Here is a 25,661-nt window from a genome sequence, read left to right as displayed (position 1 = left end):
AAAATGGAGTTAAATTTGAAGTCACCCTTGATTATGATATCGACGAAGCATTGAGACCTGGAGAATTCCATAGAATTTGGAAACTACTCAATCTAAATCCAAAGCAAACACCTCTTTTGTCGGCAAGCGATATAATGAAGCTGTTGAATGTAATATTAAAAGCGTATGGTTATTCTACTCGGGAGCAAATCCCAAACTATACTATGGAACTACAAGACTTAACCGATTGCGCCGCAAAATAGGGCTTCAAATTTAACTCCATTTTAATCCCGCATAAAATCAAATTTCATAGAATTCTAAAATTTAGTAGGATTTTGAAATTCTAAAATTCCAAAATCCTATAATTTCAAAATTTTAAATTCCCGCCCTAAAATTTTTTGTAAATAAAATTTATCAAAATCATCGACGCGAGCGCCTCTATTAGCGAGGCGATGATCATCGCGAAGTATGTCTCTTGCGAGATCGCGGCGGTAGAGTAAAAGAGCGTCGCCGTGGCGATCACTAGCGTCAGAGGCATAGAAAGCGATAGCGCGAAAAGCGCCGCGCCTTTGCGCCCCAGAGTGCCTAAAAACGTAGCGCTCGCAAGCAGCCTGATGCCAAACATCAGCGCCGCTAGGCTCGCGGCAAAGCTCATCACTCCGGGCATAAGAAGCGCCTCAAGCTTGATCACCGCTCCGGTGTGTATGAAAAATATCGGCACCAAAAAGCCGAAGCCGAACGACGATAGCTTCTCGATGAGGTCGTCCTTGTGCGAGAAAAAGGTCGGCAGAAAGGTGCCTGCGATGAAGGCGCCGATTACGACCTCAAGCCCCAAAAGCATTACTCCCGCGCAGATGAGGCAAAACAGCGCCATCGCAAATCGCACGTCCTTTTCGTTTTTGTCGTATTTGGGCATGATGACCGTTTTTAGCGCGGGGAACCACCAAAATAAAATTTCAAGCCCTTTAAAAACCGCTAGAGCGGCGACTGAAAAGCCCAAAAGCGCGCCGATATGAAGCGCCATCTCCACGCCGAAGCCGTTTTTAAGGTAGATGCCGCCCACCGTGAGGGCGGCGATGCTGATGAGCTCGCCGATCACGCCCGCGGGCATCGCGAGGTTTAGCCACGCTTGATCCTTGCCGTATTCCTTATACAGCGCCGAAAGCAGCCCGACGCTCATCAAAGGCGCTGCGATGATAAGCATCTGCGGCAGTTCAAACATCCAAACCGCAAGCGCGCTTAGGGTATAAAGCAGCGCCAGAAAGATTAGGATCAGCCGCAAAATTTTGCGCGGCATCGCAAGCAGCGCGCGGAAATCCACCTCGCAGCCCGCCAAAAACATAAGGTAGCAAAAGCCGATCTGCGCGGCTAGATCGAAGGTCGCGCTTGGCGGCAAAAGCCCTAAATTTGCGGCTATGATGCCAAGCATGATCTCCATGGGCGAGAGCGGAATTCTAGCTAGGCTAGCCAAAAAGGGCGAAGCAAAGATCAAAAACGATAGCGCGATTAAGACGTAAATTTCATTCATAAGCTTTGGCCTCGCATCCTTTTAGATTTTCTCCGCACTGTTTTAGAATTTTTTCGCATCTTTCTAGCATTTTCTCTGGCTGCCCAGGGGCTTTTCGTATCATTTTAAGACTTCCTTTCGGTAGCTTTATAGTTCTTTGCACTGCGAACGGAGACGAGATACGCGCAATTTCCGCTCTTGCGCCACAACGTAGGCAAACTCAAAAAGTCGCTTTTTGCGCCCGCAAATCTCGCCCGGATTTAGCACGAGCGTGCCGTTTTTGTCCACCGCCGCGGCGAAAAAATGGGTGTGGCCGTAAATTTTGATAGTTGGAATTTTATCCGCGCCTCGCCCGCACAGGCCCCAATTTTTACTTTCGCCGCTTGTATTGGTACCCGAACTTGCGGTCAAATTTGAGTTCAAGTTTGGTGCGACTAAATTTGCGCATGAGTTCGGTGCGGATAAATTTGCGTTTAAGCTCGGCGCCGTTAAATTTACTGCGCGATCCGCACTGAAGCTTGCTTTTGAGTTCATATCTGGGCTCATACCCGCGGTTAAATTTGTGATTGCATTTGAGTTTAAATTTGCGTTCGGGCTCGAAGTAAGGTCCGCGCCTAAGTCTAAGTCTAAATTTGCATTTGAGTTTAAATCTGCGCCCGCATTTAAGCCCAAGTTTACATTTGGACTTGCGGGTTGCCCACTTTTTAAATTTACGCTCGCTTTATGCGCGTTTTTGAAATTTTCGTCTGCGCGGAGCGCACTATCTAAAATTTTATTAACGTCCGCGCCATTAGAATTTGCGATTAAAATTTCTCTGCGATCTGCTCCGCAGTTTGAGCCTAAATTCATGCCGCAACTTGCTTCGTCGCTAAAGCTAGAATTTTTGGCTAGGCCCGCGCCGCAATCCATGCGAAAATTTACCGCGCTATCCGCACCTGTACCCAAATCCGCGTCTAAATTTAATCCGTCTGCTTCATTTTGCGCTGCGGGCTCCTCGTCAAAGAGATAAAACGGATGGTGCATTATTTTTAGTCGCAGCCCGGCAAACTCCGTGCAAAAGGGCTCGTCGTGCAGGTTAAACTCATTTTTAAACTCGGTAAGCGCTTCGTCGTTGTTCCCTAAAACCGCGAAATAGGGCTTGCCGCTTTGCCTCAAAAGCCGCAGCGCCTCGCTCGCGACGATGCCCTCTGCGTGCACGAGCAGATCCGCTCCGCGCGCGAGCAGCCACTCTATGGCGCTGGCAGCGACCTTTGTTTCGCGATGAGAGTCCGAGATGACGCCTATTATCAATCGATCTCTTCTTTAAGCTTGCACTGCGGGCACTCGGCGAAGTTGCCTTTTTTCAGCTCTTTGCGGAGCATGTATGAGTTGCCGCACTGCGGGCATGCGCGCGCAATCGGCGCATAGTTGCTCACAAAGCCGCATTTAGGGTAGTTCGTGCAGCCGTAGAATTTGCCGCGTCTGGAGAAGCGCTCGACGATCTCGCCCGTGCCGCAGCTCGGGCACTTAACGCCCGTAGAGAGCAGCGGCTTTTTCTCCTTTGCCGCGCCCTCGATTTTGCGCGAGTATTTGCACTTCGGATAGCCCTCGCAAGCGATAAACTCGCCGTATCTGCCTTTGCGCTTGATCAGATTTTTACCGCACTGCGGGCATTTTTCATCTAGCACCTCGGGCGCCGCCTTCTCCTCGCTCGCCCCCTCGGCGCTGGCGTCCGCGTTGCGGGAGTATTTACATTTCGGATAGTTCGAGCAAGCGATGAACTCGCCGAATCTGCCCTGGCGCTTAAGTAGCTCGCCGCCGCAGTTCGGGCATGCTTCGCCGATCTTTTCGGCTAGCTTTTGGCTTGCGATCGACGTTTTTCCTTTGGCGATCTCGTCCATAAAAGGGTAGTAAAAATCCGCCAAAATTTGCTGCCAGTCCGCTTTGTTTTCGGCGATGTCGTCGAGTTTCTCCTCCATTTTGGAGGTAAACTCGCTATCGACGATATTTTTAAAATTTTGCTCCAGCATCTCGGTGATCTTAAAGGCGATCTCGCTCGGCACCAGGTGCTTTTGCTCGATATTTACGTAGTTGCGCGCCGTAAGCAGCGAGATGGTAGGCGCATAGGTCGAGGGCCTACCGATGCCGAGGCTTTCGAGCTTTTTGATGAGGCTCGCTTCCGAATAGCGTGCCGGCGGCTCGGTGAAATGCTGCTGCGAGCTTAGGCTTTGTAGGCTCATCGCGTCGCCTGCGCTAAGGCTCGGTAAAATTTTATCCTTATCCAGATCGCCGTAAGCCTTGTAAAATCCGTCAAATTCCACCTTGCGTCCGCTGATCTTAAACGCGCCCGCTTCGCCGCGCACGATGATCGTTTGGATCTGCGAGACGCTAGGGCTCATCTGTGAGGCTACGAAGCGGTTATAGATGAGCGCGTAAAGGCGGTATTCGTCGCGAGGCAGGATTTTTTGCGCGAGCTCGGGGGTAAGCTTTAGATCGGTAGGCCTTATTGCTTCGTGCGCTTCCTGTGCGCCTTTGCTTTTAGTGGTGTATAAATTCGCGCTTTTCGGCAGATACTTTTCGCCAAAGCGCTCACCGATTAGCTCGCGAGCCGCCGCAATCGCTTCTTTAGCGATATTTAGCGAGTCGGTTCGCATGTAAGTGATCGCGCCGCCGTTTTTGGTATTGACGCCTTCGTAAAGGCTCTGCGCGAGGCTCATCGTCTTTCGCGGATTAAAGCCCAGAGCCGTGCTCGCCGCCTGCTGCAGCGTCGAGGTCATAAACGGCGGGTAAGGGTTTGTTTTGCGCGATTTGCTCTCGATACTCTCTACGCTAAATCTGTCTTTTTGCAGCGTCAGGACGATCTCGCTAGCCTGCGCCGCGTTTTTAACCGAAAGCTTTTCCATCTTTTTGCCGCGAAATTCCACGAGCTCGGCTTCCAAGTCCTTCTTAAAAACCGCGTCGATGCTGTGGAATTCTACCGGCTTAAAATTTAAAATTTCACGCTCGCGATCGACGACGATCTTAAGCGCGGCGCTTTGGACGCGACCCGCGCTTAAGCCGCGCTGGATCTTTAAATTTAAAAGCGGACTTAGTTTGTAGCCCACGATGCGATCGAGCAGGCGGCGCGCTTGTTGGGCGTTTACGCTTGCGATATTGAGCTTGCGCGGCGAGCTTAGTGCGTTTGAGATCGCGCTTTTGGTGATCTCGTGAAATACGATGCGCGGCAGCTCCTCCGCCTGCTTGCCGATCGAAGCGGCGATATGATAGGCTATCGCCTCGCCCTCGCGGTCCTCGTCCGTCGCGAGATAAATTTGATCCGCCTTTTTGGCGAGCGTCTTTATCTGCTTTACGATCTGATCGTGATCGGCGCTGATTTCGTATTCGGGCTCGAAGCTTTTATCTTTGATTTTGATGCCGAAGCGTTTTTTAGGAAGGTCGCGGATATGGCCTTTAGACGCGATTACGTCGTAATCGGCGCCCAAGAAATTTTTGATCGTTTTGGCTTTTGCGGGGGATTCTACGATGATTAAATTTTTCATTGTTTAATCCTTTAGAATTCTAGGCAGCGTGATGCCTTTTTGGCTTTGGTATTTGCCCTTTTTGTCGCAGTAGCTCACCTCGCACGGCTCATCTCCTTGCAGAAACAAAACCTGCGCGATGCCTTCGTTCGCGTAAATTTTTGCAGGCAGCGGCGTGGTGTTGGAAATTTCAATCGTGATGTGCCCCTCAAAACCGGGCTCAAAGGGCGTTACGTTTACGATGATGCCGCAGCGCGCGTAGGTGCTTTTGCCCAGACAGATCGCAAGCACGTCGCGCGGCATTTTGAAGTATTCGATGGTACGCGCTAGCGCGAAGGAATTCGGCGGCACGATGCAGACGTCGCCCTCAAAATCTACGACGTTTTTTGCGTCGAAATTTTTAGGATCGACGACCGTTCCGCCGACGTTTGTAAAAATTTTAAATTCTCGCGCTACGCGTATGTCGTATCCGTAGCTCGAAAGTCCGTAGCTAACGACGCCGCGGCCGATATTCTCCTCGCAAAAGGGCGCTATCATATCGTGCTGCTGCGACATCTGTCTGATCCATTTATCGCTTTTCAGTCCCATAAAATTTCCTTAAAATAATCAAAATTTTTCGCGCATTATAGCAGCAAAATAAAATATAATAAAAATTTTATGCTAGAATTTTGCTTAAATTATAAAAATTTTATTACTTTTTAAGGAGCAACTATGGGACTACTCAAGAAATTTGCGTTTATTACGTTTTTTATCGCGTCATCTTTGGCTGCTGCGAAGCCAAATATTTATATTTTAGCTACCGGCGGTACGATCGCAGGAAGCAGCGCAAGTGCCACGGAGGGCAACTATACCGCAGGCTCTAAGGATGTAGAAGATATCTTATCGGCAGTGCCGCAACTGGGGGATTTAGCTACGATTAAAAGCGAGCAAATTTCAAATATCGGCTCGCAGGAGATGAACGATGAAATTTGGCTCAAGCTTGCAAACCGCGTAAGCGAACTGCTTACTAAAAACGATGTCGACGGCGTCGTCATCGTGCATGGAACCGATACGATGGAGGAGACGGCGTATTTTTTAAGCCTGGTAGTAAAATCCAAAAAACCGATCGTTTTGGTGGGCGCGATGCGAAACGCAGACTCGATGAGTGCTGATGGACCGCTTAATCTATACAACGCCGTTGCCGTCGCGGCAGATAAAAACGCTCGCGAAAAGGGCGCTCTTGTAGTGATGAACGACGAGATCCACGCCGCGCGCGAGGTTACGAAAACAAACACTACTAATGTTGCGGCTTTTACCTCGCCGAATTCCGGCAAGATCGGCACCGTAAATTATGGCGTCGTAAATTTTTATATGGCGCCGCTTCGTAAGCATACCATAAGCAGCGATTTTAATATCAAAGATATCAAGGCTCTGTCGCGAGTCGATATTATTTACGCGCATCCGCAGGACGTGGGCGATTTCGTAGAGACTGCCGTGCAAAAGGGCGCTAAGGGCATCGTAGTCGCCGGCATGGGAAACGGAAATTTATACCCCGATACGGAGGCTGCGCTTGCAAAAGCTAGCGAAGCGGGCGTGATCATTGTGCGCTCAAGCCGTACAGGCAGCGGCTCAACTAGCGTTAGCTCGGAGGTGGACGACGCAAAACTTGGCTTCCTAACCGCCGATAATCTAAATCCGCAAAAGGCTCGCGTACTATTGATATTGGCTCTTAGCAAAACGAGCGATAAAGCGAAAATTCAGAGCTTTTTTGCGACACATTAACGCATAGGGCTTCGCGCGGATAGAATTTCGACGCGGGGTTATAAAATAAAATTTCAGCGCGAAATTTTAAAGAAAAGCAAGGCGTAGGATTTTGATACGAGCCCGAAGGTGGAATTTTAAAGCAAAGCGCGGAATTTTCGCGCTCGGGGCTTGGGCGTAGAATTCTAGTCGTAAAATGAAGTATAAATTTTAAAGAATTCAAAATAATTTTACGTTCTTGCGGCAAAATTTCGTGCTTTGCCCGCAAAGCCCGAGCTTTAAAATAGGCTAGGCAAATCGCACCTTATAAATATTTAAAATCAGTCCGCAAATTTTGTCGTAAATTTCGCTTTGCACTTCTTAAAAGTCCCGCAAAAATCCATTTAAAGAAACAATTATAAAAATTTAGCTAAAATTTCGCAAATTTTTTCAGGAGAAATTTATGACAAAAGCAGAAATCAAAGAGTTAATGGACTTTTTCGGTGAGAAGCAGGGCATTAACGAGCTAAAAATTAAAGATAAAGATTTTGAAATCGAGATAAAAAAATATGGCCCATGCGGTGGGAGCACGCCTCAGCTCGCCGCACCGGCACCTGCCCCGCAGCTTGCTGCGCCTGCGGTAAATGTGCTCGTGGGCGATAAGCCCGCCTCAAAAGGCGCGATGGATACGATCGACAGCCCGATGGTAGGTACTTTTTATAAAGCGCCAAGTCCCGGTGCGGCAGAGTTCGTAAGCGTAGGTCAGGTCGTGCATAAGGGTGATACGATCGGTATCATCGAAGCGATGAAGATTATGAACGAGATCGAAGCGGAATTCGACTGCCGCATCAAAAAAGCTCTCGTCGAAGACGGACAACCCGTCGAATACGCTATGGCGCTGTTTGAGGTCGAGAAGCTATGAGGGAGCTTAAGAAAATTCTAATCGCAAATCGCGGCGAGATAGCGCTTAGAGCGCTTCGCACGATCCAAGAGATGGGCAAGCAAGCCATCGTCGTGCACTCCACCGCCGATCAGGACGCGCTTTACGTGAAATACGCTGACGCGTCGGTCTGTATAGGCGGACCGCGCAGTAGCGATAGTTACTTAAATATCCCCGCGATCATCACAGCCTGCGAGCTAACCGAAGCTGACGCGATATTTCCGGGATACGGCTTTTTGAGCGAAAGTCAAAATTTCGTAGAAATTTGCGCTAAGCACGGCATTAAATTTATCGGCCCGAGCGTCGAGGCAATGACTTTAATGAGCGATAAGAGCAAGGCTAAGCAAGTGATGATGCGCGCGGGCATTCCTGTAGTGCCTGGCAGCGACGGCGCGATCGCAAGCGTCGAAGAGGCACGCAAGCTAGCCGCCGAAATCGGCTATCCGGTCATCATTAAAGCCGCAGCCGGTGGCGGTGGGCGCGGAATGCGCGTGGTCGAGCGCGAAGAGGATATCGAAAAGCTCTTTTGGTCGGCAGAGAGCGAAGCGATGAGCGCATTCGGCGACGGCACGATGTATATGGAAAAATATATCACAAACCCGCGCCACATCGAGGTTCAGGTCTTAGGCGACGAGCATGGACACGTCGTGCATATCGGCGAGCGCGACTGCTCAATGCAGCGCCGCCACCAAAAGCTGATCGAAGAGAGCCCGGCCGTGATCTTAGATGAGCCGACGCGAAAAAGCCTGCATGAAACGGCGGTTCGCGCTGCTAAGGCGATCGGATACGCAAGCGCGGGAACGTTTGAGTTTTTATATGATAGCAAGGATAAGAAATTCTATTTCATCGAGATGAATACTCGCTTGCAGGTCGAACACACCGTAAGCGAGATGCGAAGCGGGCTCGATCTGATTGAGTGGATGATCCGCATCGCGCAGGGCGAGAAACTGCTTCCTCAAAGCGAGATAAAATTTAGCGGACATGCGCTTGAGTGCCGCATCACCGCTGAGGACTCCAAAAGCTTTATGCCAAACCCGGGTAAAATCACAAAATACGTCGCTCCGGGCGGCAGAAACGTGCGTATGGACAGCCACGTCTATGAGGGCTACTCGGTGCCGCCTTACTACGACAGCATGATCGGCAAGCTCATCGTTTACGACAAGGACCGCGCGCGCGCGATTGCGAAGATGAAGGTCGCGCTAGACGAGCTCATCATCGGCGGCATAAAATCGACGCGCGATTTTCATCTTAGGATGATGAACAACCCCGATTTCGTGGATAATAACTACGATACAAATTACCTAGCCAAGCATTAAATTTAAAATTCCAAGGGATAAAATTCTCTTGGAATTTTAAAATTTATTTGAAATTCTAAATTTAAGATTCCTCTTGAAATTTTATATTTAAAAATCTACTTGAGATTTTGTTTTAAAATTTCGTCGCGCTACGCTTCAAATTTTGCTATTAAATTGCCGCCAAATTAGCAGCGTTGCGCGAGATACGTTGTCGTGCGTGTTTTACGGTGAGATTAATGCTGGGCTCGGTTTAATTTTACATTCTGCGGCGGTTGAAATTTAGAATACGTGTCTTGCTGTCGCAAATATTTGCTCTTGTCCATGCGGTTTAGCGTTGGTATGCGCCGCCACGATATTTTTCTTTCATACGTAGCGATCGAGTTAAAATTTTAGTATTGCGTGCTCTATCATCATTTCTCGGCAATCGGCTGCCGACGTGCGCGAGTAAGCGGTATAAAATTTACCGCACGAGCCGCTGTACCCGTTCGGCGTAAACTTGACCGCGCTCGCTGTTGCGAGAGCGAAGTAGTATCGAGCTGCAAATTTTAAACTATCTCGTCGCACGCGCTTAAGAAATGGTGTCCTATTTGACGAGCAGAGCATTCCAGATTCCCAAACCGTCAAATTTCAAGCCCTGAAAATTCCTCGTAAAATTTATTTAGATAATCGGCGTAGTAGAAGTTTTGATTTCTAACGTCAAATTTGCCCGCCAGCTCCAAAGCCGTCTTGTAGTTGCTCTCATCACCAAATGCGCTAACGGCGATGAAAAATCGTAGGTCATTTAGGTCGTCGTTACCCTCAAGGATCGCGCGCGAGTGCTTGTGAGCCAAATTTAGAGCCATCTCGCGCTCGTCCAGCCTAACGGCGATCTCGATTAGCGGCGCGATCTGATTTATGACGCGAGGATTTGACTCGATCGTCGCCGCGGCCTTTGGCAGCAGGATTTTTGCCTCCCAGGTCCTACCTAGTGCTATCATACTAAAAAGTATTGGCGCGTAGGTTATTTGCGGTACCTCGGAGCAGGTTAGCTCGCCTGAGAGCAACGGTTCGGCTAGCTTTAGCGCCGCATCGTGCTCGCCGGCAAAGCACAGATACGCGATCTCACCCGATGCCTCGCACGCCTCGCAGTCACCCATATCGTCTTTAGCGAGCTTTTTCCATAGCTCGTAGTTGGTCTTCGCCTCTCTAGCGTCGCCCATATCGATGTTTTGGTTCATCAAAGCCTTGTAGTAGGCCGCCAGCGAGAGCTCCAAGCGCTCGTAGTAAAACAGCATCGCCTCGTTTGCCTCGTCTATGAGCTCTCTTTCGATCACGGAGCTTTTGGCGATGCCCGAGACTATCCATTTAAATTTCCACAGACAGCTCTCAAAGTCGCCAAAATTCGGGTATTCGCTTTCTTTTAAATTTTGCGCGATGTAGCCCGTGAGCCACATTAGCGCTCTGGTTCTTAAAAATGCGCCGAATTTTTCAAATTCCTCGTTTAGCACAAAGTCGCAAATTTGCGCGGCAAATTCGAAATTTTCCGCCTCGATAGCTCCCCTTATCGCATCAAACAGATACTCCTCCTTATCCGCCAGCCTATCAAATTGCCTTAGCTTTTCATAAAGCCCCTCTAGCGAGCCCTGCTTCATCTGCACTCCTCGTTGAATTTTGCGATAATTATATCCGTTTAGTCTGAAGCTAAGCAGGCGCGTCGCGATTTTAAAGCCCAGAAGGCAAAATTTAAAATTTATAGCGTTATCTTAAAGCGGCTTTGCTCGCGCCGTTTTAGCGCCATATTTGCCGCCGCGATAAGTAAATTTCAGCTTTGTTATATAAATTTAATATTAAAATGCCGTATTCATAAATTTTTTAAGAAAAGGGGAATTTATGGACATAAACATACAGCGCTTTAAAAGCGAGTTTGAGCAGATAAGCCGCTTTGGGGCTTTGGCGGGCGGCGGGCTTACGCGGCTTGCATTTTCGCGCGAAGATAAAGCGGCGCGCAACTTCCTCATATCGCTACTTCAAAAAGAAAATTTCAAGATCAAAATTGACGATACGGGCAATATTTTCGCTAAATTTGGAGGCGTTAAAAATCCAGATCTGCCGTCCGTCAGCGCTGGCTCACATATCGATAGCGTGCCGCAGGGCGGCTTTTACGACGGTACGCTAGGCGTCATGGCCGCTTTGGAGGCGATCCGCACGGTGCGAGATAGCGGCGAGAAGCTTGCGCGACCGCTGGAGCTCATCGTCTTTGTTTGCGAGGAATCGAGCCGCTTTAAAATGGCGACCGTAGGCAGCAAGATAATTAGCGGCAAGCTATCGCGGCAGCGGCTAGACGAGCTAAAGGATGGGAACGGAATTTCGCTATTTGACGCCATGCAGGAGTTTGGGCTAAATCCCGCAAATTTAAAAAGCTGCGTCCTGCCCAAATCCAGTTTTCATAGCTACATCGAGCTTCATATCGAGCAGGGGCCGGTATTGCAGCGACGCGGTATCCCAGTAGGCATCGTCACGGGTATCGCCGCGCCCGTGCGATACGAGCTGCGGATCGAGGGTAGGGCCGATCACAGCGGCGCTACGCCGATGGATATGCGCTGCGATGCCCTAGTTTGCGCTAGCGAGATCGTTTTAAGCGCGGAGAGGATCGCAAAGGAGGGCAAAACCACGGTAGCGACGACGGGCTATGCAAATGCGATACCCGGCGTACTAAACGTAATCCCGGGCTCATGCACGTTAGGTCTTGATATACGCGATATAGACGAGGAAGCGCTTAGGGCGGCGGACGATAAAATTTGCGCCGTGATAGATGAAATTTGCGCTCGCAGAGGGTGTAAATTCGAACTAAAAAATCTCATTAAAGATCGCCCCGTAAAGCTAAGCGAGGAGATGATAGATCTGCTTGAGAGCTGTGCCTGCGAGCTTAAAATTCCAAGCCTGAGGCTTCCTAGCGGCGCGGGACACGACGCGATGAATATGACGGAGCTTGCGGATCGCGTGGGGATGCTTTTCGTGCCGTGTAAGGACGGTATCAGCCACAACGTAAATGAAAGCATAAACTGGCACGACGCGTTTGCCGCTACGAAGGTTTTAGCCGCGGCGATGTTAAGCTTAGCTAAAAAATAAAGGAGAGAAGATGGATGCTATCGCACAAAAAGTAGAGGCGCTCAAAGGCGAGATGATCGGGGATCGCAGGTTTTTCCACTCGCATCCCGAAACGGGCTGGTTTACCTTTTTTACGACTGCCGTTATCGCAGATCGAATGCAGCGCCTGGGCTATGAGATAAAGCTCGGTCGTGAGGTGGTGAAAGCTGAAGCGAGGCAGGGCGTAGGCAGCAAGGATGCCTGCGAGAAGGCGAAGCAGCGCGCCAAAGAGCTTCTAAACGCAGATCAGATAAAATTTCTTGATGCGATGGAGGATGGGCTAACGGGTCTAGTGGCGCAGATCGACACGGGGCGCGCGGGCAAGACGGTCGCTTTTAGATTTGACATAGACGGCGTGGACGTGACCGAGAGCATGGATGCGGATCACCGCCCTTTTAAGGAGGGCTTTAGCTCCGATATTAGCGGCATTACGCACGCGTGCGGGCACGACGGGCATATCACGATGGGGCTTGCTCTGGCAAAGCTGATCGCGCAGAGCTTAGATGATTTTAGCGGTAAATTTAGATTTATCTTCCAAACCGCCGAGGAGGGCACCAGGGGCGCCGTAGGTATGGAGGCTGCAGGCGTCACCAAGGGCGTGGATTATCTGCTGGGCGGTCATATCGGCTTTCAGGCGACTACCATGAGAGGCATCATCTGCGGCACCAAAAAACTGCTCGCGACCACTAAATTTGACGTAAGCTTACAAGGCAAGTCCGCTCACGCAGCGGGCGCGCCGCAAAACGGAGCCAATGCTCTGCTCGCGGCAGCCGAGATGGCGCTTGATATGCACGGCATCACGAGGCACGCAGACGGCGTCACGCGTATCAACGTCGGCGTGCTGCGCGCGGGCGAAGGACGCAACGTCATCGCGCCTAACGGCTATCTTGCGTGCGAGACTCGCGGCGAGAGCACGGAGCTGAATGAGTTTATGAAGGCCAAATGCATGGACATAGTGGAGGGCGTTTCTAAAATTTACGGCGTCAGCTACGATGTGCAGGTTACGGGCGGTACCGCAGGCGGCGATAGCGACGAGGCCACCACGCAGCTTTACGAGGATGCGGCGAAGGCATCGCCGTTTATCGATAACGACAAGATCGTAAGGGAGCTAAATTTCGGTGCATGCGAGGACTTCGCGCATTTTATGCGCTCGGTGCAAGATGCGGGCGGCAAGAGCGGATACTTGATGATAGGTACGACACTTGCGGCGGGACATCACAACGCCAAATTTGACTTCGATGAGGACTCGCTGCTTGCGGGAGTGGACGTTTATCTGCGCTGCGCGTATAAGCTAAACGGCAAAATTTAAGGAAAGCGGCATGAAAAGAGCACTACTTCTAAGCGCTTCCAGTTACAAAGACAGCGGCTATCTGAACCACTGCAAGGGGTGGATCAAAGAATTTTTAGGGGGTCTTTGGGAGGATGAAATTTTATTCATTCCGTTTGCGGGCGTTAGGCGCACGAACGAACAATACGAGCAGAAGGTCGCAGACTGCTTGGAGAGCAACAATATCAGATCGATCCACCGATTTGCCGATATGAAAGCCGCCGTTAAAAATGCCAAATCGATCTGCATCGGCGGTGGCAATACCTTCGTGCTGCTAAATGAGCTTTATAAATTTGATCTTTTAGGCGCGATCAAAGACGCCGTGGATAGCGGCACGCCGTATTTCGGCTGGTCTGCGGGCGCAAACGTCGCAGGCAAGACGATGATGACCACCAACGACATGCCGATCGTCTTCCCGCCCTCGCCGGTAGCTCTGGGGATCTTTCCGCACCAGATCAATCCGCACTTCATAAGCGGTAAAATTTCAAACCACAACGGCGAGAGCAGGGAGGAGCGGCTGGAGGAGTTTTTGATCGTCAATCAAAACGACAGCGTCTATGCTATGCCCGAGGGCAGCGCGTTTTTGATAAACGGAAACGAGTGCGAAGTGATGGGGCATGCGGACGTGCTAAAATTCGAGTATAAAAAAGAGATCTCGCGCATCGCCGTGGGAAGTAAATTTAAAATTTAAAAGGAGTTATCGTGGAGACACTTAGGTTGCTTTTGGCGCTTGCGGGCATCGTCGCAGTCGTCGCTTTACTGATCATGAAAAAGGATACTAAAACCGTGCTTATAGGCGTGGGTTTGGTGCTGTGCGTGCTTTGTCTAAAGCCGCTGGACGGGCTGGGCGCCTTTACCTCGTATATGACTAAAGCAGGTCTTATTAAGGCGATCTGCGCCAGTATGGGTTTTGCCTTCGTGATGAAATTTACCGAATGCGACCGCGCTCTTGTAAATTTACTCACCAGACCTCTTGGAAATATCGGATTTTTATTGATCCCTATCGTCGTGGCGCTTACATATTTTATCAATATCGCTATCCCCTCCGCTGCGGGCTGCTCGGCTGCGGTCGGCGCTACGCTGATCCCCGTGATGATGGCTGCGGGCGTTAAACCGGAGATGGCGGGAGCTGCGGTATTTGCGGGAACTTTCGGTAGCGTTTTAAGCCCGGGCTCGGCGCACAACGTATTTGTCGCCGATATGGTAAAGGCACACAACCCATCCTACACGGTTCAAGACGTTATCGGGGTGCAGTTTTCTAGCGCGATTACCGCTTTGATCGTGGTTTTGATCATAATGAGTATAACGGCGATAGTTTGCAAAGACTACACCAAGGGGGTGAATTATCTCGCACAAAAGGAGGGCGGCGCAAATTCCGCCGACGGTTCAAATTTAGACGCGCAGCCTCAAAAGATAAACGTCTTATACGCGCTTATGCCGTTAGTGCCGCTAGTGATCTTGGTAATCGGCGGCACGAGCCTAAATCAGGTCTCTTTCCTAAAATGGACGAAGATGGGCGTCGCCGAAGCGATGCTACTGGGCGCTATCCTCACCATCGCCGTTACTCTAACCGATCCTCAAAAAATTACGAAGGAATTTTTCAAAGGAATGGGTAGCGCATATGCCGAGATCATAGGTATCATCATCGCAGCGGGCGTCTTTGTCGCGGGTCTTAGCGCGTGCGGAGCGATCGATTTCGTAATCGAGTGGCTTAAGAACGAGCAGGGCTACGTAAAATTCGGCGGAACCTTCGTGCCGTTTTTTATGGGCATCGTAACGGGCTCGGGAGATGCGGCGTCGATGGCGTTTAACACCGCCGTGACAGTGCATGCGGACGCGCTGGGCTTTGAACAAGATAAACTCGGTATGGCGGTTGCGATAAGCGGCGCGCTAGGCAGGAGCGCATCACCGATCGCGGGCGCTTGCATCGTTTGCGCGGGACTTGCGATGGTAAGCCCTATTCAGATCGCTAAAAGAACGGCTTTAGGTATGTTTCTATCCGTCTGCGTCATCGCATTTTTCATTTTGTAAAAGGCTCATTTGTGGATATCGTGCAGAGGTTTTTAAACTACACCAAAATTAACACTACCACGAATAGGGTCGCGGGTGCAGCGGGCATAATGCCCTCAAACCCCAAGGAGCTTGAGCTTGCAGAGCTCATAAAAAGCGAGCTCGAAGCTCTGGGCATCCAAAATATCAGCCTCAGCGAGAGGTCGATTTTGATCGCTAAAATTCCCTCAAATTTAAACTCGCCCGCTGCGAGAGTAGCGTTTTTCGCTCACCTTGATACCAGTGCCGAGCAGACGGGCGACACTAAGGCTCAAATCGTAAGATACGAAGGCGGCGATATTTGCTTGAATAAAGAGCTAGAGATCTATCTTAAAGAGAGCGAAAATGAGGAGCTGCACGATTACAAAGCAGATGAGATCATCGTAACGGACGGCACCAGCTTGCTAGGCGCCGACGATAAGGCGGCGATCGCAGCGATCGTGAATGCGCTGGAATTTTTCGTCCAAAATTCGCAGATCAAACACGGCGAGATAATCGCTTGCTTCGTGCCGGACGAGGAGCAGGGCTTGCTAGGCGCAAAGGCGCTGGATGTAAGCGAGGTAGGCGCAGACTTCGGCTATTGCCTTGATTGCTGCGGCATCGGCGAGTTTATCTACGAGAATTGGAACGCGGGCGATTGCGTCGCTACCTTCAAAGGCCAGTCCGCTCATCCGATGAACGCCAAGGGCAAACTCGTAAATTCCTTACTTTTGGCGCACAAGTTTATCTCGCTGCTGCCCGCGGGCGAGGCGCCCGAATACACAGAGGGCAAGGAGGGCTATTTTTGGGTCAAGGAGCTTAGCGGCAATAGCGCAAAAACTGTCCTAAAGATCGACGTGAGGGAATTTGACGAGAAAAGATACGAGCAGCGTATGGAATTTTTGCAAAAAACTGCGGACGGGCTTCGCGCGATCTGGGGCGATCGGATCGAAATTTCGCTAAACGACCGCTATAAAAACGTCTATAACTTTTTGAAAAACGACGACGCGCCAGCAATTCACTTTGCGAAGCAGGCCTTTAAAAGCCTAAACATCGAGCCCAAGATCAAGCCTATGCGAGGCGGCTACGACGGCGCCGTCATCTCCGCAAAGGGGCTGCCGTGCCCGAACCTCTTCACCGGCGGGCACAATTTCCACTCGATCTACGAGTATCTGCCCGTAGGCTCTTTAAAAGCGGCGAGCGAGGTGGTTAAGCAGATTATAACGCTAGCGGCGGCGCAAGCTTAGCTAGGGCGCTTTCTGCTCCGCGCGCAGATTTTAATTTAGCTCGTTCATTCCGCCGCGAAATTTTATTCTGCAGGACAGAATTTTTGGTCCCGTGGCGACGGATGATGCGGGCTACGACTACGACGCGGCTTTTGTGCGGTACCATTGTAGTGAGGAGGTAGTGGAATTTCTGCTCACGCTTTATGATAGCGATGCATGCGTGGGCGCGGTGGATCGAAATAGCTTCGAGTTTAGCCTGCAAGCTGCGCGATTTGACTACGCAGGTAAACGCTAAAATTTATGCATTATGCGTCGCACAGACGATATGCGCGTAAAATTTGAGTAACGTAGCGCCGGAGTTAAATTTGACTGTAAAGCGCGCTAAAATTTAAAGAAATTTAAGGAGCGAAAATGGGAAAATCCGCCTTGGTGCTGGGCGCTACGGGCGTCGTAGGCAGGGAACTGGTGCGCGAGCTTTGCGAGAGTCCCGGTTACGATGAGGTAGAGGCGTGGATGCGCCGCGAGATAGGCTTTTGCCACCCTAAGCTTCGCGCGCGGATCATTGATTTTGAGGGTATCTCGGATATCGCGCCGCATAAATTTGACGAATTTTTTTGCGCGCTGGGCACGACGATGAAGCAGGCGGGCTCGCGCGAGGCGTTTTTACGCGTGGACGTGGACTACGTCTATGCAGCGGCGAAGTGGGGTAAAGCAGCGGGCGTGCGGCACTTCGTGCTCGTATCATCTCCGGGTGCGAGCGAAGGTTCGCCAAGCTTTTATCTGCGTGCCAAAGGGCGTATCGAGCGGCGCGTGAGCGAGCTCGGCTTTGACAGCCTTCAGATCGTCCGTCCGCCGACAATCTTGGGCGAGAGATCGGATACTCGCCTGCTAGAGCGGCTTGCGGCGGCGGTTTTTAAACTGCTGCCCGCCTGTGCGTTCGGTAAATTTAGACCGCTTAGCGGCGCAAGTATCGCCCGCTACGAGCGTGATTTTTAGCTCAAAATCCTATAAAAATTCGCTCATTTTTTCTCTTTATTTTGTTTGATCTCCTCAAGACTTAGACCGCTTTTACCGATGCTGTCCATACTGAGCGTTTCGATCATCACGAGTATTGCGGCTGGGTCTTTGCCTAATACGCGCGCTAGCGTGTCCGTAATCTCGGCGATGATTTGCTTTTTTTGCTCTTTTGTAGGCTCCGGAGCGGCTACTTTTATATTTACGAATGGCATTTTCTCTCCTTAAATTTGATAAAGCAGGGCTAATTATATCAAATTTTAGACTGTTACCCGTCTCGCTTGCGTTCTAAAATTTAAGTAGATATATTAGAATTTAACTTTAAATTTGATTTAAAGCTAGTATGATTATTATGTGATTCGGTAGTAGTAAAATTTGATAAATTTACCCAAAAGGAGCGAATATGCGTAAGAATTTTTTCGGTTCTATCGTTTTGGCTGCGGCCTTAGCAGGCGGCGCGTTTATAGCGGTGCCGCAGACTGCGAGTGCAGGCGTTTTGGCGCATCAGGTAAAAACCCAGGGCGAGCTTGGCTCGGTGTTTATCAACCCATACGACGTGGCGCCGCTGACCGCCGTTATCGATAGGGCGGGCAAGGACATCAAGGATATCCACGTGCGGGTGCTGGGTAAACCGGGCGGCGGTATCGACATCGCCTATAACGTCTCCGAGCATGCGCTGCTGACGCACGACGGCGTGCCGATCTGGGGGCTGTATCCGGACTATCTAAACGAGGTCGAAGTAAGCTACGTTTTTAACGGCGAAAAGAAGGTCGAAAAGTATAAAATTTACGCTCAGCCGATCGTGACGTATAGCCGCGATTATAGATTTAGCCATATGCAAAAGATGAAGGTTAAAAAGGTCGATCCTGCGTTTAAAAATAGGCTCTATCTCATCAATAACACGATCACGAGCGTCTATAAGCCGCTTGATTGGAAAAACGGCGGTGCTGCTAGCTGGAACGACTTCACTGAAAATTTCGTCGTCGATACGCAGGGCGAGGTCAGATGGTATCTGGACTATCAGAAATTTTACGACCGCAGCGAGCGCAGAGTGATGGACGGCGGCATGATGATGGGCTTTCATCAGCTGCCAAACGGCGATCTGAGCTGGGGCATGGCGCAGCGATATATGCGCTACGATATGATGGGCAAGGAGGTGTATAATCGCGAGCTGCCGCGCGGCTACATCGACTTTAGCCACGAGGTGATGCCGCTAAAGAATGATCACTTGCTGCTTCGCGTCGGTAAATATAACTACCACCACGCAGACGGCAGGATCTCGCACACAATCAGAGATCACATCATCGAAGTGGACGGCAGCGGTAAGGTCGTGGACGAGTGGGATCTGAATGAAATTTTCGGCAAAAACGTTTACCGCAGCAACCTCATCAAGGCTCTTGACGCTCGCGCCGTGTGCCTAAATATCGACATGGACGCCAAAGAGATCAAAATAAGCGACGATCTGCCATTCGGCGACGTGACCTCGACCGGCACGGGACGCAACTGGGCGCACGTAAATTCCATCTCATATGACCCTAGCGACGATGGCATCATCCTTTCGCTTCGCCACCAAGGCATAGTTAAGATCGGTCGCGACAAAAAGGTAAAATGGATCCTCGCATCGCCTGAGGGCTGGAGCGCGGACTTTAAAGAAAAAGTGCTAGTGCCTGTGGATAAAAACGGTAACAAAATCAAGTGCGAAAACTCAAAATGCGAGGGCGATTTCGACTGGTCGTGGACGCAGCACACCGCGTGGCTCACTCCGCGCTACGACAACAAGGGCTCCGTCAAGCACATCAGCGTATTTGACAACGGCGACGGCCGCGGCATGGAACAGCCTGCGCTAAAAGAGCAAAAATACTCTCGCGCGGTCGAGTACAAGATCGACGAGCAAAAAGGCACCGTCGAGCAGACGTGGGAGTTTGGCAAGGAGCGCGGATTTGACTTCTATAGCGCGGTTACGAGCGTCGTGGAGTGGCAAAAGGATAAAAGCACCTACTTCATCTCAAGCTCGAATGTCTATCTGCTAAAGCCCGATAAGACGATCAAAATGGTGCTCGTGGAGATCGATCCGAAAACAAACGACATTAAATTTGAAATGGACGTGGAGTCGGCGTCTAGAGACGACGTAGCCTACCGCGCGCTGGTGATCGATCCGAATATTTTTGATTATTAAAATTTCGCGGCGAGATTAAATTTACTGCGATCGCCGCAGTTAAATTTAGAATTTACGCGGCGGGTTAAATTCGGTTTGAAATTTAACCCGCTTGCTTAAATTTTACCCATCGCGTCGTTGAAATTCGGCTTATCAAATTTGCCGAATTTCATCTTTTAAGACTTAAATTCTACTCGCTTATAAAATATTTCTGAGCGTATGCAGCGTCGTTGTAAAGCCCTTCGCCGTATCTGTCTTTACCGTAATTTTTAATTATCTCTTGCCCTGCGCTTGAAGCTACGAAATCTATAAAATCTTTCGATTTCTTGCTTTCGGTAGTATCGCTATCGTTTTGTCTTAGGGCGCAATACGTATTTATTAGATATTTATCGCCGCGAAATAGAATTTCGCTGGATTTTATATCTTTTTTCGCCACGACCCAAGTGCTGCTATCGCTCATAAAATATGCTCCGTTTTTATCAGCTTTTAAAAGAGTCGCTAACATAAAATCTTTATTTGCCTCATACCACTGACCTTGTGGAACGATATTTGCCATTTTCCAGATACTAAGCTCTTTTTTATGAGTTCCGGAGTTGTCCGCTCTGGTGTAAAAAAGGCTTTGGGACTTGGCTATATCAGTATAGGCTTCTGTTACGTTTTGGGCGGTTTTTATCTTTGCGGGATCGTTTTTAGGCCCTACGATAAAAAACTCGTTTGATCCGATCAACGTCCTTTGCGTAGCCCAGCCCTCTTTTACGGCGCTTATTTCCGCCTTTGGAGCGTGAACCATAGCGATATCTATCTTTTTATTTTTCAAAAGTTCGAGAGTCTGACCGCTTCCTGCTTTTATCCAGCAAATTTTGGTGTCGTTTGCCTTGCTAAATTCATTAGATAAAACTTCGAGTAGCCCAAGCTCTCCCGGGCTTCCCGTAGCAAGCTTTAGCTCCGTTTTTCCATCTCCATACACTGCGGTGCACTCACTCGCCATCAAACTGGCGCATAGCAAAATCGCGATACAAATAGACTTTTTCATAGCTACTCCTTGTTTTGAAATGTAAAATTTCAGGCATTATACAACCAAGGAACTTAAACTCGAAATGGTTAAAGAATTAAAAAAGAAGCTCGTTGCTTAGATTTTATTTCAAATTTACCCTTTATTTTATACAATCTTTAAAATTTACCGCAAAGGAATTTTATGAAAATCGCTAAATTTTTAAGAATTTTAGCCGCCGTTTGCTTGCTCGGCGTCAGTGCAAACGCGCTAGAGGAGGGCGTTAATTATCAAGTGCTGCAAAAGCCGCTAAATGTGCCGAAAAACAGCATCGTTAAAATTTTTAGCTACGAGTGCCCGCACTGCTATGCGTTTGATAGGACGGTCACGCCGCAGCTGATGAAAAAGCTCGAAGGGGCGGAGTTTTTGCCGTGGCATCTAAAGACCAAGGGTGTGTTCGGACAGACGGCGAGCGGTATATTCGCAGCCCTCATCGTGCTTGATGAAAAGGACGATGTGAGTCCACTAAGCGATGAGTCAAAATTTAAAAAGGCGAAATTCGCGATTTACAAAGCGATCCACGACAAAAAGGACGATTTTGGTGGCGGCAGTGATAAACAAAGGTTCATCAAAACCGCGCTGGATGCCGCGGGCGTGAGCATGAACGAATATGAAGCGGCGCTTGCCAGCAAAAAGGCGCAGGCTCTGCTTGCGCAGTGGGACGCGGGCTACGAGGTCGCGGTGATTTCGGGCGTGCCGGCATTTGTCGTCAGCGGCAAGTATCTCTTAAACACCTCCTCGTTCGGTTCCGTCGATGAAATGGTCGCTGCGGTAAAGGAGCTGCTGGCGAAATAGGCTTCGCCGCGCCAAAGCAAGCTTTGTTTTACGCGCTGCATTAAATTTAGCCGCAGTGGCAGGCTTCTAGCAAATTTTATCGCTAAGCCCTGCGGCACGATAGCGACTAAATTTTATGTTTTAAAGGAGCGGGTCTCGGCAGGTAAAATTTGAGCCAAAATTTACAAATTTGACTCCAAATTTGAGCGTAAAAAGTCAAGGCGAAGTATCGCGAGATGGATTTAAGGGTTGCGACGTAAAAATTTAGCGTAGGCTGGACAAGATAGTCCGCCGAGCTAAATTTTTACTAGCTCCGTTAAAGACGCTCGCGAGACAAGCCGCAAAATTTAGACTATTCGCCGCTTAGTAGTATGTATCCGCTCTCGCTGATATTTTTAAATTTAACCCCCAGCTCCCGCTTCAGCCTCAGCACGACGTTTTGTATCGCGCCCTTGCTCGTTTGCTCGCCCTCATAGACGAACTCCTCGATCATCTCGTAGCTCACGAGCTTGTTTAGATTGTACGCAAATAGCCAAAAGAGCTTGTTTTGCAAAAATGATAGATAAATTTCCTCGCCGTTTTTGTAGATCTTTTCTTTGGCGAGATTTATGCTGGTTTGCGGACCCAGACGCACGAGCTTTTCGTCCTTTTCGTAGGTTAGGGCCACGAGCAGACGGCACAGAGCGGCGATATCGATGGGCTTTTTTAGAAACGACGCCGCGCCGTGCTCGATGCTTTTGATGAGGTTGTCGTCGGTGTCGTAGGAGGTAAAGACGATAAATTTTTGCGCGGGCTTTATGCGCATCATCTCCTTCATCATCTCAAAGCCGTTCATCGCGGGCATGTGGATGTCGGTGATGACGATGGCGGGAGCTAGCTTTTTAAAGCGCTCCAGCCCCTCTAGCCCGTCGCCCGCGCCCCAGACGCTTAGGCAATACGGCTTTAGCCCGCCTATTAGCAGCTCCCTTGCGATCTCGTCGTCCTCGACGATGAGGACGGTCAGGTCTTTAAGCAGCTTTAAATGCTCTTGCATCTCACTCCTTTAAATTTGTCTCAAAGCCGAGCTCAAACGTCGTCGGATCGCCCGCGCTCAGCAGCTTGACGTCGCCTGAAAGCTTTTCGTTTGCGAGCTTTTTGCCAAAATACAGCCCGATGCCGCTTCCTTGCTTTTTGGTAGTTTTTGGCTGGGTCAAAATTTTATCCCGAAGCTCCTTGCTCACGCCGCTGCCGTAGTCTGTGACGGATATTTTGCACATGCCGTTTTCAAATTTGACGTCGATAAAAACCTGCCGCTTGGCGATCTGCTCTTTGTACCGCTCCACGACCGCGTCCTTGGCGTTGTGTATGAGGATGAGTAAAATTTGCTGCACGATGCCCATCCGCTGCGTGGCCTCTTCGTCTTTAAACTCGCGCAAGCTTACCGAGACGTTTGCCTTGCTAAGCTCGGTGTGCATGAGCTTTAGCAGGTCTTTGACGCAGCGCTCTACGCTAAATTTTTGCGGAGCGTCGCTCGTTTTATAAAAATTTCTAAAAATCTCGATCGTATCGCTTAGAAGCACGGTCGCGGCCTGCCCCTTTTGCAGCATATGCTCTAGCGTCGCGGCGTCTAGCTTGCCGTCTTTTTGTAGCATAAGCAAGCTTGATATCATCAAATTTAGCGAATTAACCGGCTGGATAAACTGATGATTTATGCCGCTGATTAGCTCGCCCGCCTCGCTCATGCGCGCTTTGTGCTTGAGTAGGGCCTCGTAGTCGTCTTGTAGGTTTTTGATTTTTGAGTACATAAAGTTGTGGAGGAAATTTGCCACCAGCGCTAGCGCCGCGAACGCAAAAAGCAAGATAAGGGCGTTTTTTAGCACGGAGTTAAGCAGCGCGGCGAGCTCCTTTTCGTTATCCGTTCCTGCGCCGATGAACCAGTTTAGCGTGGGGATCTCGGCGACGGAGATGAAATTTGATCCGATATTTAGGCTCGTGATATCTTCGCCCCGCAGGAAAAGCTCTTTAAATTTATCCTCGATCTGCTTTTTTAGCGCCGCATCCTTCATCGGGGTTAAAATTTCGCCGCCGTGCGTAACGATAAAGGCGTATGAATCGGGCGCGAGTTTAAATTTTTCCATATTTTTTAGTATGTTTTGCAGCTTCACCACGCCGCAAAACACCCCTGCAAACGAGCCGCCGTCCATGACGGGTACGCATAAATTTAGCGTCGGTTCGCCTAAAATTTTATGGCGCTGCATAAAATTTACCGTGGGTGCGAGCGTGTTTTTGGTCTCTTCAAACCACACAAGCCCCGTGCGCAGGCTCTTTGGCATCGCTTCATCGTCGCCTAGCTCCTTGCCGTCTACGAAAATTTCTCCGTCCTCGCGCAAAAACTGCAAGGCATCGAATTCTACTGAGTTTTCTTTGAAAAGTCGTATGAAGGCGCCCAGCTTTTCGCTATCTTGCGAGATGCCCTCGTTTTGCATAAATTTAGCCGCGCGCACCAGCGAGTGCAGTCGCTCGTCTAGCCAAAACGAGAAATTCCCGACCATATTTTCGCTGGCGGCGATCTTGTTTTTATCCGCGAGCGCCGTGATCTGCGCCTTGGCATCCTCGTAGTTTTTCACGCCCAAAAGCACCACGAAAAGGCTCGCGAAAATGATGATGAAGTAAATTTTAAAATTATGCTCGCGTAAGGCTCTCATGCGGCGAGTATAGCAAAATCGGTCTAAATTTAGACCGATTTAAGCTTTTTTGATAGTTAAAATTTTGTAAACGAACATCGCGGCGAGCACGACGAAGCAGACTCCAAAGCCGATCAGCGTGCAGTCTGCCATCGACATAAATTTACTTGACGGGATCAGGTACCAGCCGTCCTCGTAAAGATCGACGAGATATTTTTGAAATCCGCTTAGCGTGACGCCGTCCGGAACCATCGGGTTATCGTAGCCGCAGTCGCCCGTAGGTAAAAACCAATCAGGCGCCCACCGCTCAAGCGGCAGGCCGAACGGATAGTGCGGCTCGGTCGAGCAGCCCTGCACGCCGAACGGATCGTCTCCGTGCACGGCGTCGTGGATCCTGGCGAGCTTTACGCTATACATTATGCCCTGGATCGCGCCCCAAAAGGCTAGCAGGTAGCCAAGCGCGGCGAGGAGTAAATTTTTAGGATTTATGATCGCGACTAGGCCTCCTAGCGCCATGCATAAAAATGCAAAGCGGATATAGACGCACTGCTCGCAAGGCGGCATATAGACGTAGTTTTGAAACAGCGAGTGCGCGAGGATCACGAGCCCTACGCTCACCGTTACGAGGATCGCCCACGGCAGACGGCTGTCTGCGAATTTCGCTATTTTTTCCGCAAATTTCATACCCGCGCCCTATTTTTTGAACAGCTCTTCGATTAGCTGCGCCATACCGTCGATGGAGCTGATGGACTTCGTCATGATGAGGTATTTGCCGTTTACGACAAAGGCCGGCACGCCTTGGATCTTGGCTACATCGTAGCTCTCGTCCCATTTTTTAAGCAGTTCGGCGACTTTTGGATCCTCTAGCTTTTTTTGATAGTCCGCTTCGCTGATGCCGGCCGCATCAAGCCCCGTCTTTAAAAACGCAGCCTCGTCCTTGCCGTCGCTCCAGCGCTGCTTTTGATCGTGATAGGCCTTGTAGTAGGCAAATTTAGCCTTTTTAAACAGCGAGTTTTCATCTAGCAGGCTCACGCCCTTCTCCTCGTCCATCACGGCCAAAACGGCAAAAATTTTACTCGCTGCCTCGACGATTCGCCCTGTTTCGTTGCCTACGTCGTCGTCTCCGCGCATGGGATTACCGATGCAAAGTAAAGCCTTTTTCATCCTAAAAGCCCTCCGCGCGCTAAATTTAACCCATAAGCCTTTGTCCGATTTGAGCTAAATTTCATCAAAAATCCTTCCTAAGCACCAGATATCCCTCACGCAGATTTTCAAGCTCTTTTTTTAGCGCCGTGATCGCGGGATTAAAGCGCTCAACGTGCCCGACTGCTACTTTTATATCTCCCCGCTTAGCTGGCTT

The 25,661-nt window shown here is 49.8% G+C and carries 23 protein-coding genes and 1 pseudogene; 13 read left to right on the top strand and 11 right to left on the bottom strand.

Translation table 11 applies throughout. From position 1 onward, the window contains the following. A pseudogene (locus Q0277_RS10765) lies at nucleotides 1–242 on the top strand (hypothetical protein); the annotation flags it as partial. Between the two features lie 125 nt (nucleotides 243–367). On the opposite strand, the gene Q0277_RS10760 reads toward Q0277_RS10765, so the two are convergent. The 4 genes from Q0277_RS10760 to dcd form a co-directional block, all read right to left on the bottom strand. Continuing rightward, on the bottom strand, nucleotides 368–1,507 hold the full coding sequence (locus Q0277_RS10760) for a cation:proton antiporter (RefSeq protein WP_297998021.1): 1,140 nt from the start codon (nucleotides 1,505–1,507) through the stop codon (nucleotides 368–370). Between the two features lie 126 nt (nucleotides 1,508–1,633). Beyond that, nucleotides 1,634–2,776, bottom strand: coding sequence for a metallophosphoesterase family protein (locus Q0277_RS10755; protein ID WP_297998019.1), 1,143 nt, complete (start codon nucleotides 2,774–2,776; stop codon nucleotides 1,634–1,636). Beyond that, nucleotides 2,773–5,004, bottom strand: coding sequence for a type I DNA topoisomerase (gene topA, locus Q0277_RS10750; protein WP_297998016.1), 2,232 nt, complete (start codon nucleotides 5,002–5,004; stop codon nucleotides 2,773–2,775). Before topA ends, Q0277_RS10755 begins: the two co-directional genes overlap by 4 nt. Before the next feature lie 3 nt (nucleotides 5,005–5,007). Beyond that, nucleotides 5,008–5,571, bottom strand: coding sequence for a dCTP deaminase (gene dcd / locus Q0277_RS10745; protein ID WP_005871523.1), 564 nt, complete (start codon nucleotides 5,569–5,571; stop codon nucleotides 5,008–5,010). A 174-nt stretch (nucleotides 5,572–5,745) separates the two neighbouring features. Between dcd and Q0277_RS10740 the strand changes: the two genes are divergently transcribed. The 3 genes from Q0277_RS10740 (at nucleotide 5,746) to Q0277_RS10730 (ending at nucleotide 8,958) form a co-directional block, all read left to right on the top strand. Then, on the top strand, nucleotides 5,746–6,744 hold the full coding sequence (locus tag Q0277_RS10740) for a type II asparaginase (protein WP_297998024.1): 999 nt from the start codon (nucleotides 5,746–5,748) through the stop codon (nucleotides 6,742–6,744). 421 nt (nucleotides 6,745–7,165) lie between these two features. Beyond that, a complete protein-coding gene (accB, locus tag Q0277_RS10735; RefSeq protein WP_291938704.1) occupies nucleotides 7,166–7,624 on the top strand; it encodes an acetyl-CoA carboxylase biotin carboxyl carrier protein in 459 nt (152 codons plus the stop codon). Next, complete coding sequence (locus Q0277_RS10730) at nucleotides 7,621–8,958, top strand: acetyl-CoA carboxylase biotin carboxylase subunit (RefSeq protein ID WP_291938702.1); 1,338 nt, start codon at nucleotides 7,621–7,623, stop codon at nucleotides 8,956–8,958. The genes accB and Q0277_RS10730 overlap by 4 nt, the downstream gene beginning before the upstream one ends. Nucleotides 8,959–9,557: 599 nt before the next feature. On the opposite strand, the gene Q0277_RS10725 is transcribed toward Q0277_RS10730, so the two are convergent. Beyond that, entirely contained in the window at nucleotides 9,558–10,568 is a 1,011-nt protein-coding gene (locus tag Q0277_RS10725) for a hypothetical protein (RefSeq protein WP_297998013.1), read from the bottom strand. 238 nt (nucleotides 10,569–10,806) lie between these two features. On the opposite strand from Q0277_RS10725, the gene Q0277_RS10720 reads away from it, so the two are divergent. From Q0277_RS10720 to Q0277_RS10690, 7 genes are all read left to right on the top strand, one after another. After that, nucleotides 10,807–12,045, top strand: a complete 1,239-nt coding sequence (locus Q0277_RS10720) for a M20 family metallo-hydrolase (protein ID WP_297998009.1) — start codon at nucleotides 10,807–10,809, stop codon at nucleotides 12,043–12,045. A gap of 10 nt (nucleotides 12,046–12,055) precedes the next feature. Then, a complete protein-coding gene (locus Q0277_RS10715) occupies nucleotides 12,056–13,372 on the top strand; it encodes an amidohydrolase (protein WP_297998005.1) in 1,317 nt (438 codons plus the stop codon). Nucleotides 13,373–13,382: 10 nt separating this feature from the next. Next, nucleotides 13,383–14,081: a dipeptidase PepE gene (gene pepE / locus Q0277_RS10710; RefSeq protein ID WP_297998002.1), complete on the top strand. Its 699-nt coding sequence runs from the start codon at nucleotides 13,383–13,385 to the stop codon at nucleotides 14,079–14,081. Between the two features lie 11 nt (nucleotides 14,082–14,092). Further along, a complete protein-coding gene (gene dcuC, locus Q0277_RS10705; protein ID WP_297997998.1) occupies nucleotides 14,093–15,421 on the top strand; it encodes a C4-dicarboxylate transporter DcuC in 1,329 nt (442 codons plus the stop codon). Between the two features lie 11 nt (nucleotides 15,422–15,432). Further along, a complete protein-coding gene (pepT, locus tag Q0277_RS10700) occupies nucleotides 15,433–16,665 on the top strand; it encodes a peptidase T (RefSeq protein ID WP_297997996.1) in 1,233 nt (410 codons plus the stop codon). A gap of 91 nt (nucleotides 16,666–16,756) precedes the next feature. Continuing rightward, nucleotides 16,757–16,939, top strand: a complete 183-nt coding sequence (locus Q0277_RS10695) for a hypothetical protein (RefSeq protein WP_297997992.1) — start codon at nucleotides 16,757–16,759, stop codon at nucleotides 16,937–16,939. Nucleotides 16,940–17,055: 116 nt separating this feature from the next. Next, complete coding sequence (locus Q0277_RS10690; protein ID WP_297997989.1) at nucleotides 17,056–17,640, top strand: NAD(P)H-binding protein; 585 nt, start codon at nucleotides 17,056–17,058, stop codon at nucleotides 17,638–17,640. A 23-nt stretch (nucleotides 17,641–17,663) separates the two neighbouring features. Here the strand turns inward: Q0277_RS10690 and Q0277_RS10685 are convergent, their stop codons facing one another. Then, nucleotides 17,664–17,873 (bottom strand): 4-oxalocrotonate tautomerase family protein, encoded by a 210-nt coding sequence (locus tag Q0277_RS10685; RefSeq protein WP_297882796.1) that lies wholly within the window; start codon nucleotides 17,871–17,873, stop codon nucleotides 17,664–17,666. Between the two features lie 188 nt (nucleotides 17,874–18,061). Here Q0277_RS10685 and Q0277_RS10680 point away from each other — a divergent pair, with 188 nt between their 5' ends. After that, the gene (locus tag Q0277_RS10680) at nucleotides 18,062–19,834 is read left to right on the top strand and encodes an aryl-sulfate sulfotransferase (RefSeq protein ID WP_297997988.1); all 1,773 of its coding nucleotides are present in this window, start codon (nucleotides 18,062–18,064) and stop codon (nucleotides 19,832–19,834) included. A 169-nt stretch (nucleotides 19,835–20,003) separates the two neighbouring features. Here Q0277_RS10680 and Q0277_RS10675 read toward each other — a convergent pair whose 3' ends face one another. Further along, complete coding sequence (locus Q0277_RS10675; RefSeq protein ID WP_297997977.1) at nucleotides 20,004–20,846, bottom strand: substrate-binding domain-containing protein; 843 nt, start codon at nucleotides 20,844–20,846, stop codon at nucleotides 20,004–20,006. Between the two features lie 162 nt (nucleotides 20,847–21,008). On the opposite strand from Q0277_RS10675, the gene Q0277_RS10670 reads away from it, so the two are divergent. After that, on the top strand, nucleotides 21,009–21,659 hold the full coding sequence (locus Q0277_RS10670; protein WP_297997966.1) for a thiol:disulfide interchange protein DsbA/DsbL: 651 nt from the start codon (nucleotides 21,009–21,011) through the stop codon (nucleotides 21,657–21,659). A 331-nt stretch (nucleotides 21,660–21,990) separates the two neighbouring features. On the opposite strand, the gene Q0277_RS10665 is transcribed toward Q0277_RS10670, so the two are convergent. The 4 genes from Q0277_RS10665 to Q0277_RS10650 are packed head-to-tail and all read right to left on the bottom strand — an operon-like array spanning nucleotide 21,991 to nucleotide 25,465. Then, nucleotides 21,991–22,671 carry a response regulator gene (locus Q0277_RS10665; protein WP_297997965.1) on the bottom strand — a complete coding sequence of 227 codons (681 nt, stop codon included), beginning with the start codon at nucleotides 22,669–22,671 and terminating at the stop codon, nucleotides 21,991–21,993. Nucleotide 22,672: 1 nt separating this feature from the next. Next, the gene (locus tag Q0277_RS10660) at nucleotides 22,673–24,322 is read right to left on the bottom strand and encodes a sensor histidine kinase (RefSeq protein WP_297997944.1); all 1,650 of its coding nucleotides are present in this window, start codon (nucleotides 24,320–24,322) and stop codon (nucleotides 22,673–22,675) included. 39 nt (nucleotides 24,323–24,361) lie between these two features. After that, a complete protein-coding gene (gene dsbI / locus Q0277_RS10655) occupies nucleotides 24,362–24,985 on the bottom strand; it encodes a protein-disulfide oxidoreductase DsbI (RefSeq protein ID WP_297997940.1) in 624 nt (207 codons plus the stop codon). Between the two features lie 9 nt (nucleotides 24,986–24,994). After that, on the bottom strand, nucleotides 24,995–25,465 hold the full coding sequence (locus tag Q0277_RS10650) for a DsbA family protein (protein WP_297997937.1): 471 nt from the start codon (nucleotides 25,463–25,465) through the stop codon (nucleotides 24,995–24,997). Between the last annotated feature and the right edge of the window lie 196 nt (nucleotides 25,466–25,661).

Source organism: uncultured Campylobacter sp. (assembly GCF_938030815.1).
Lineage (GTDB): Bacteria > Campylobacterota > Campylobacteria > Campylobacterales > Campylobacteraceae > Campylobacter_B.
The sequence above is the reverse complement of the archived record's forward strand: the minus strand, read 5'-3'. Positions and strand labels throughout refer to the sequence as shown.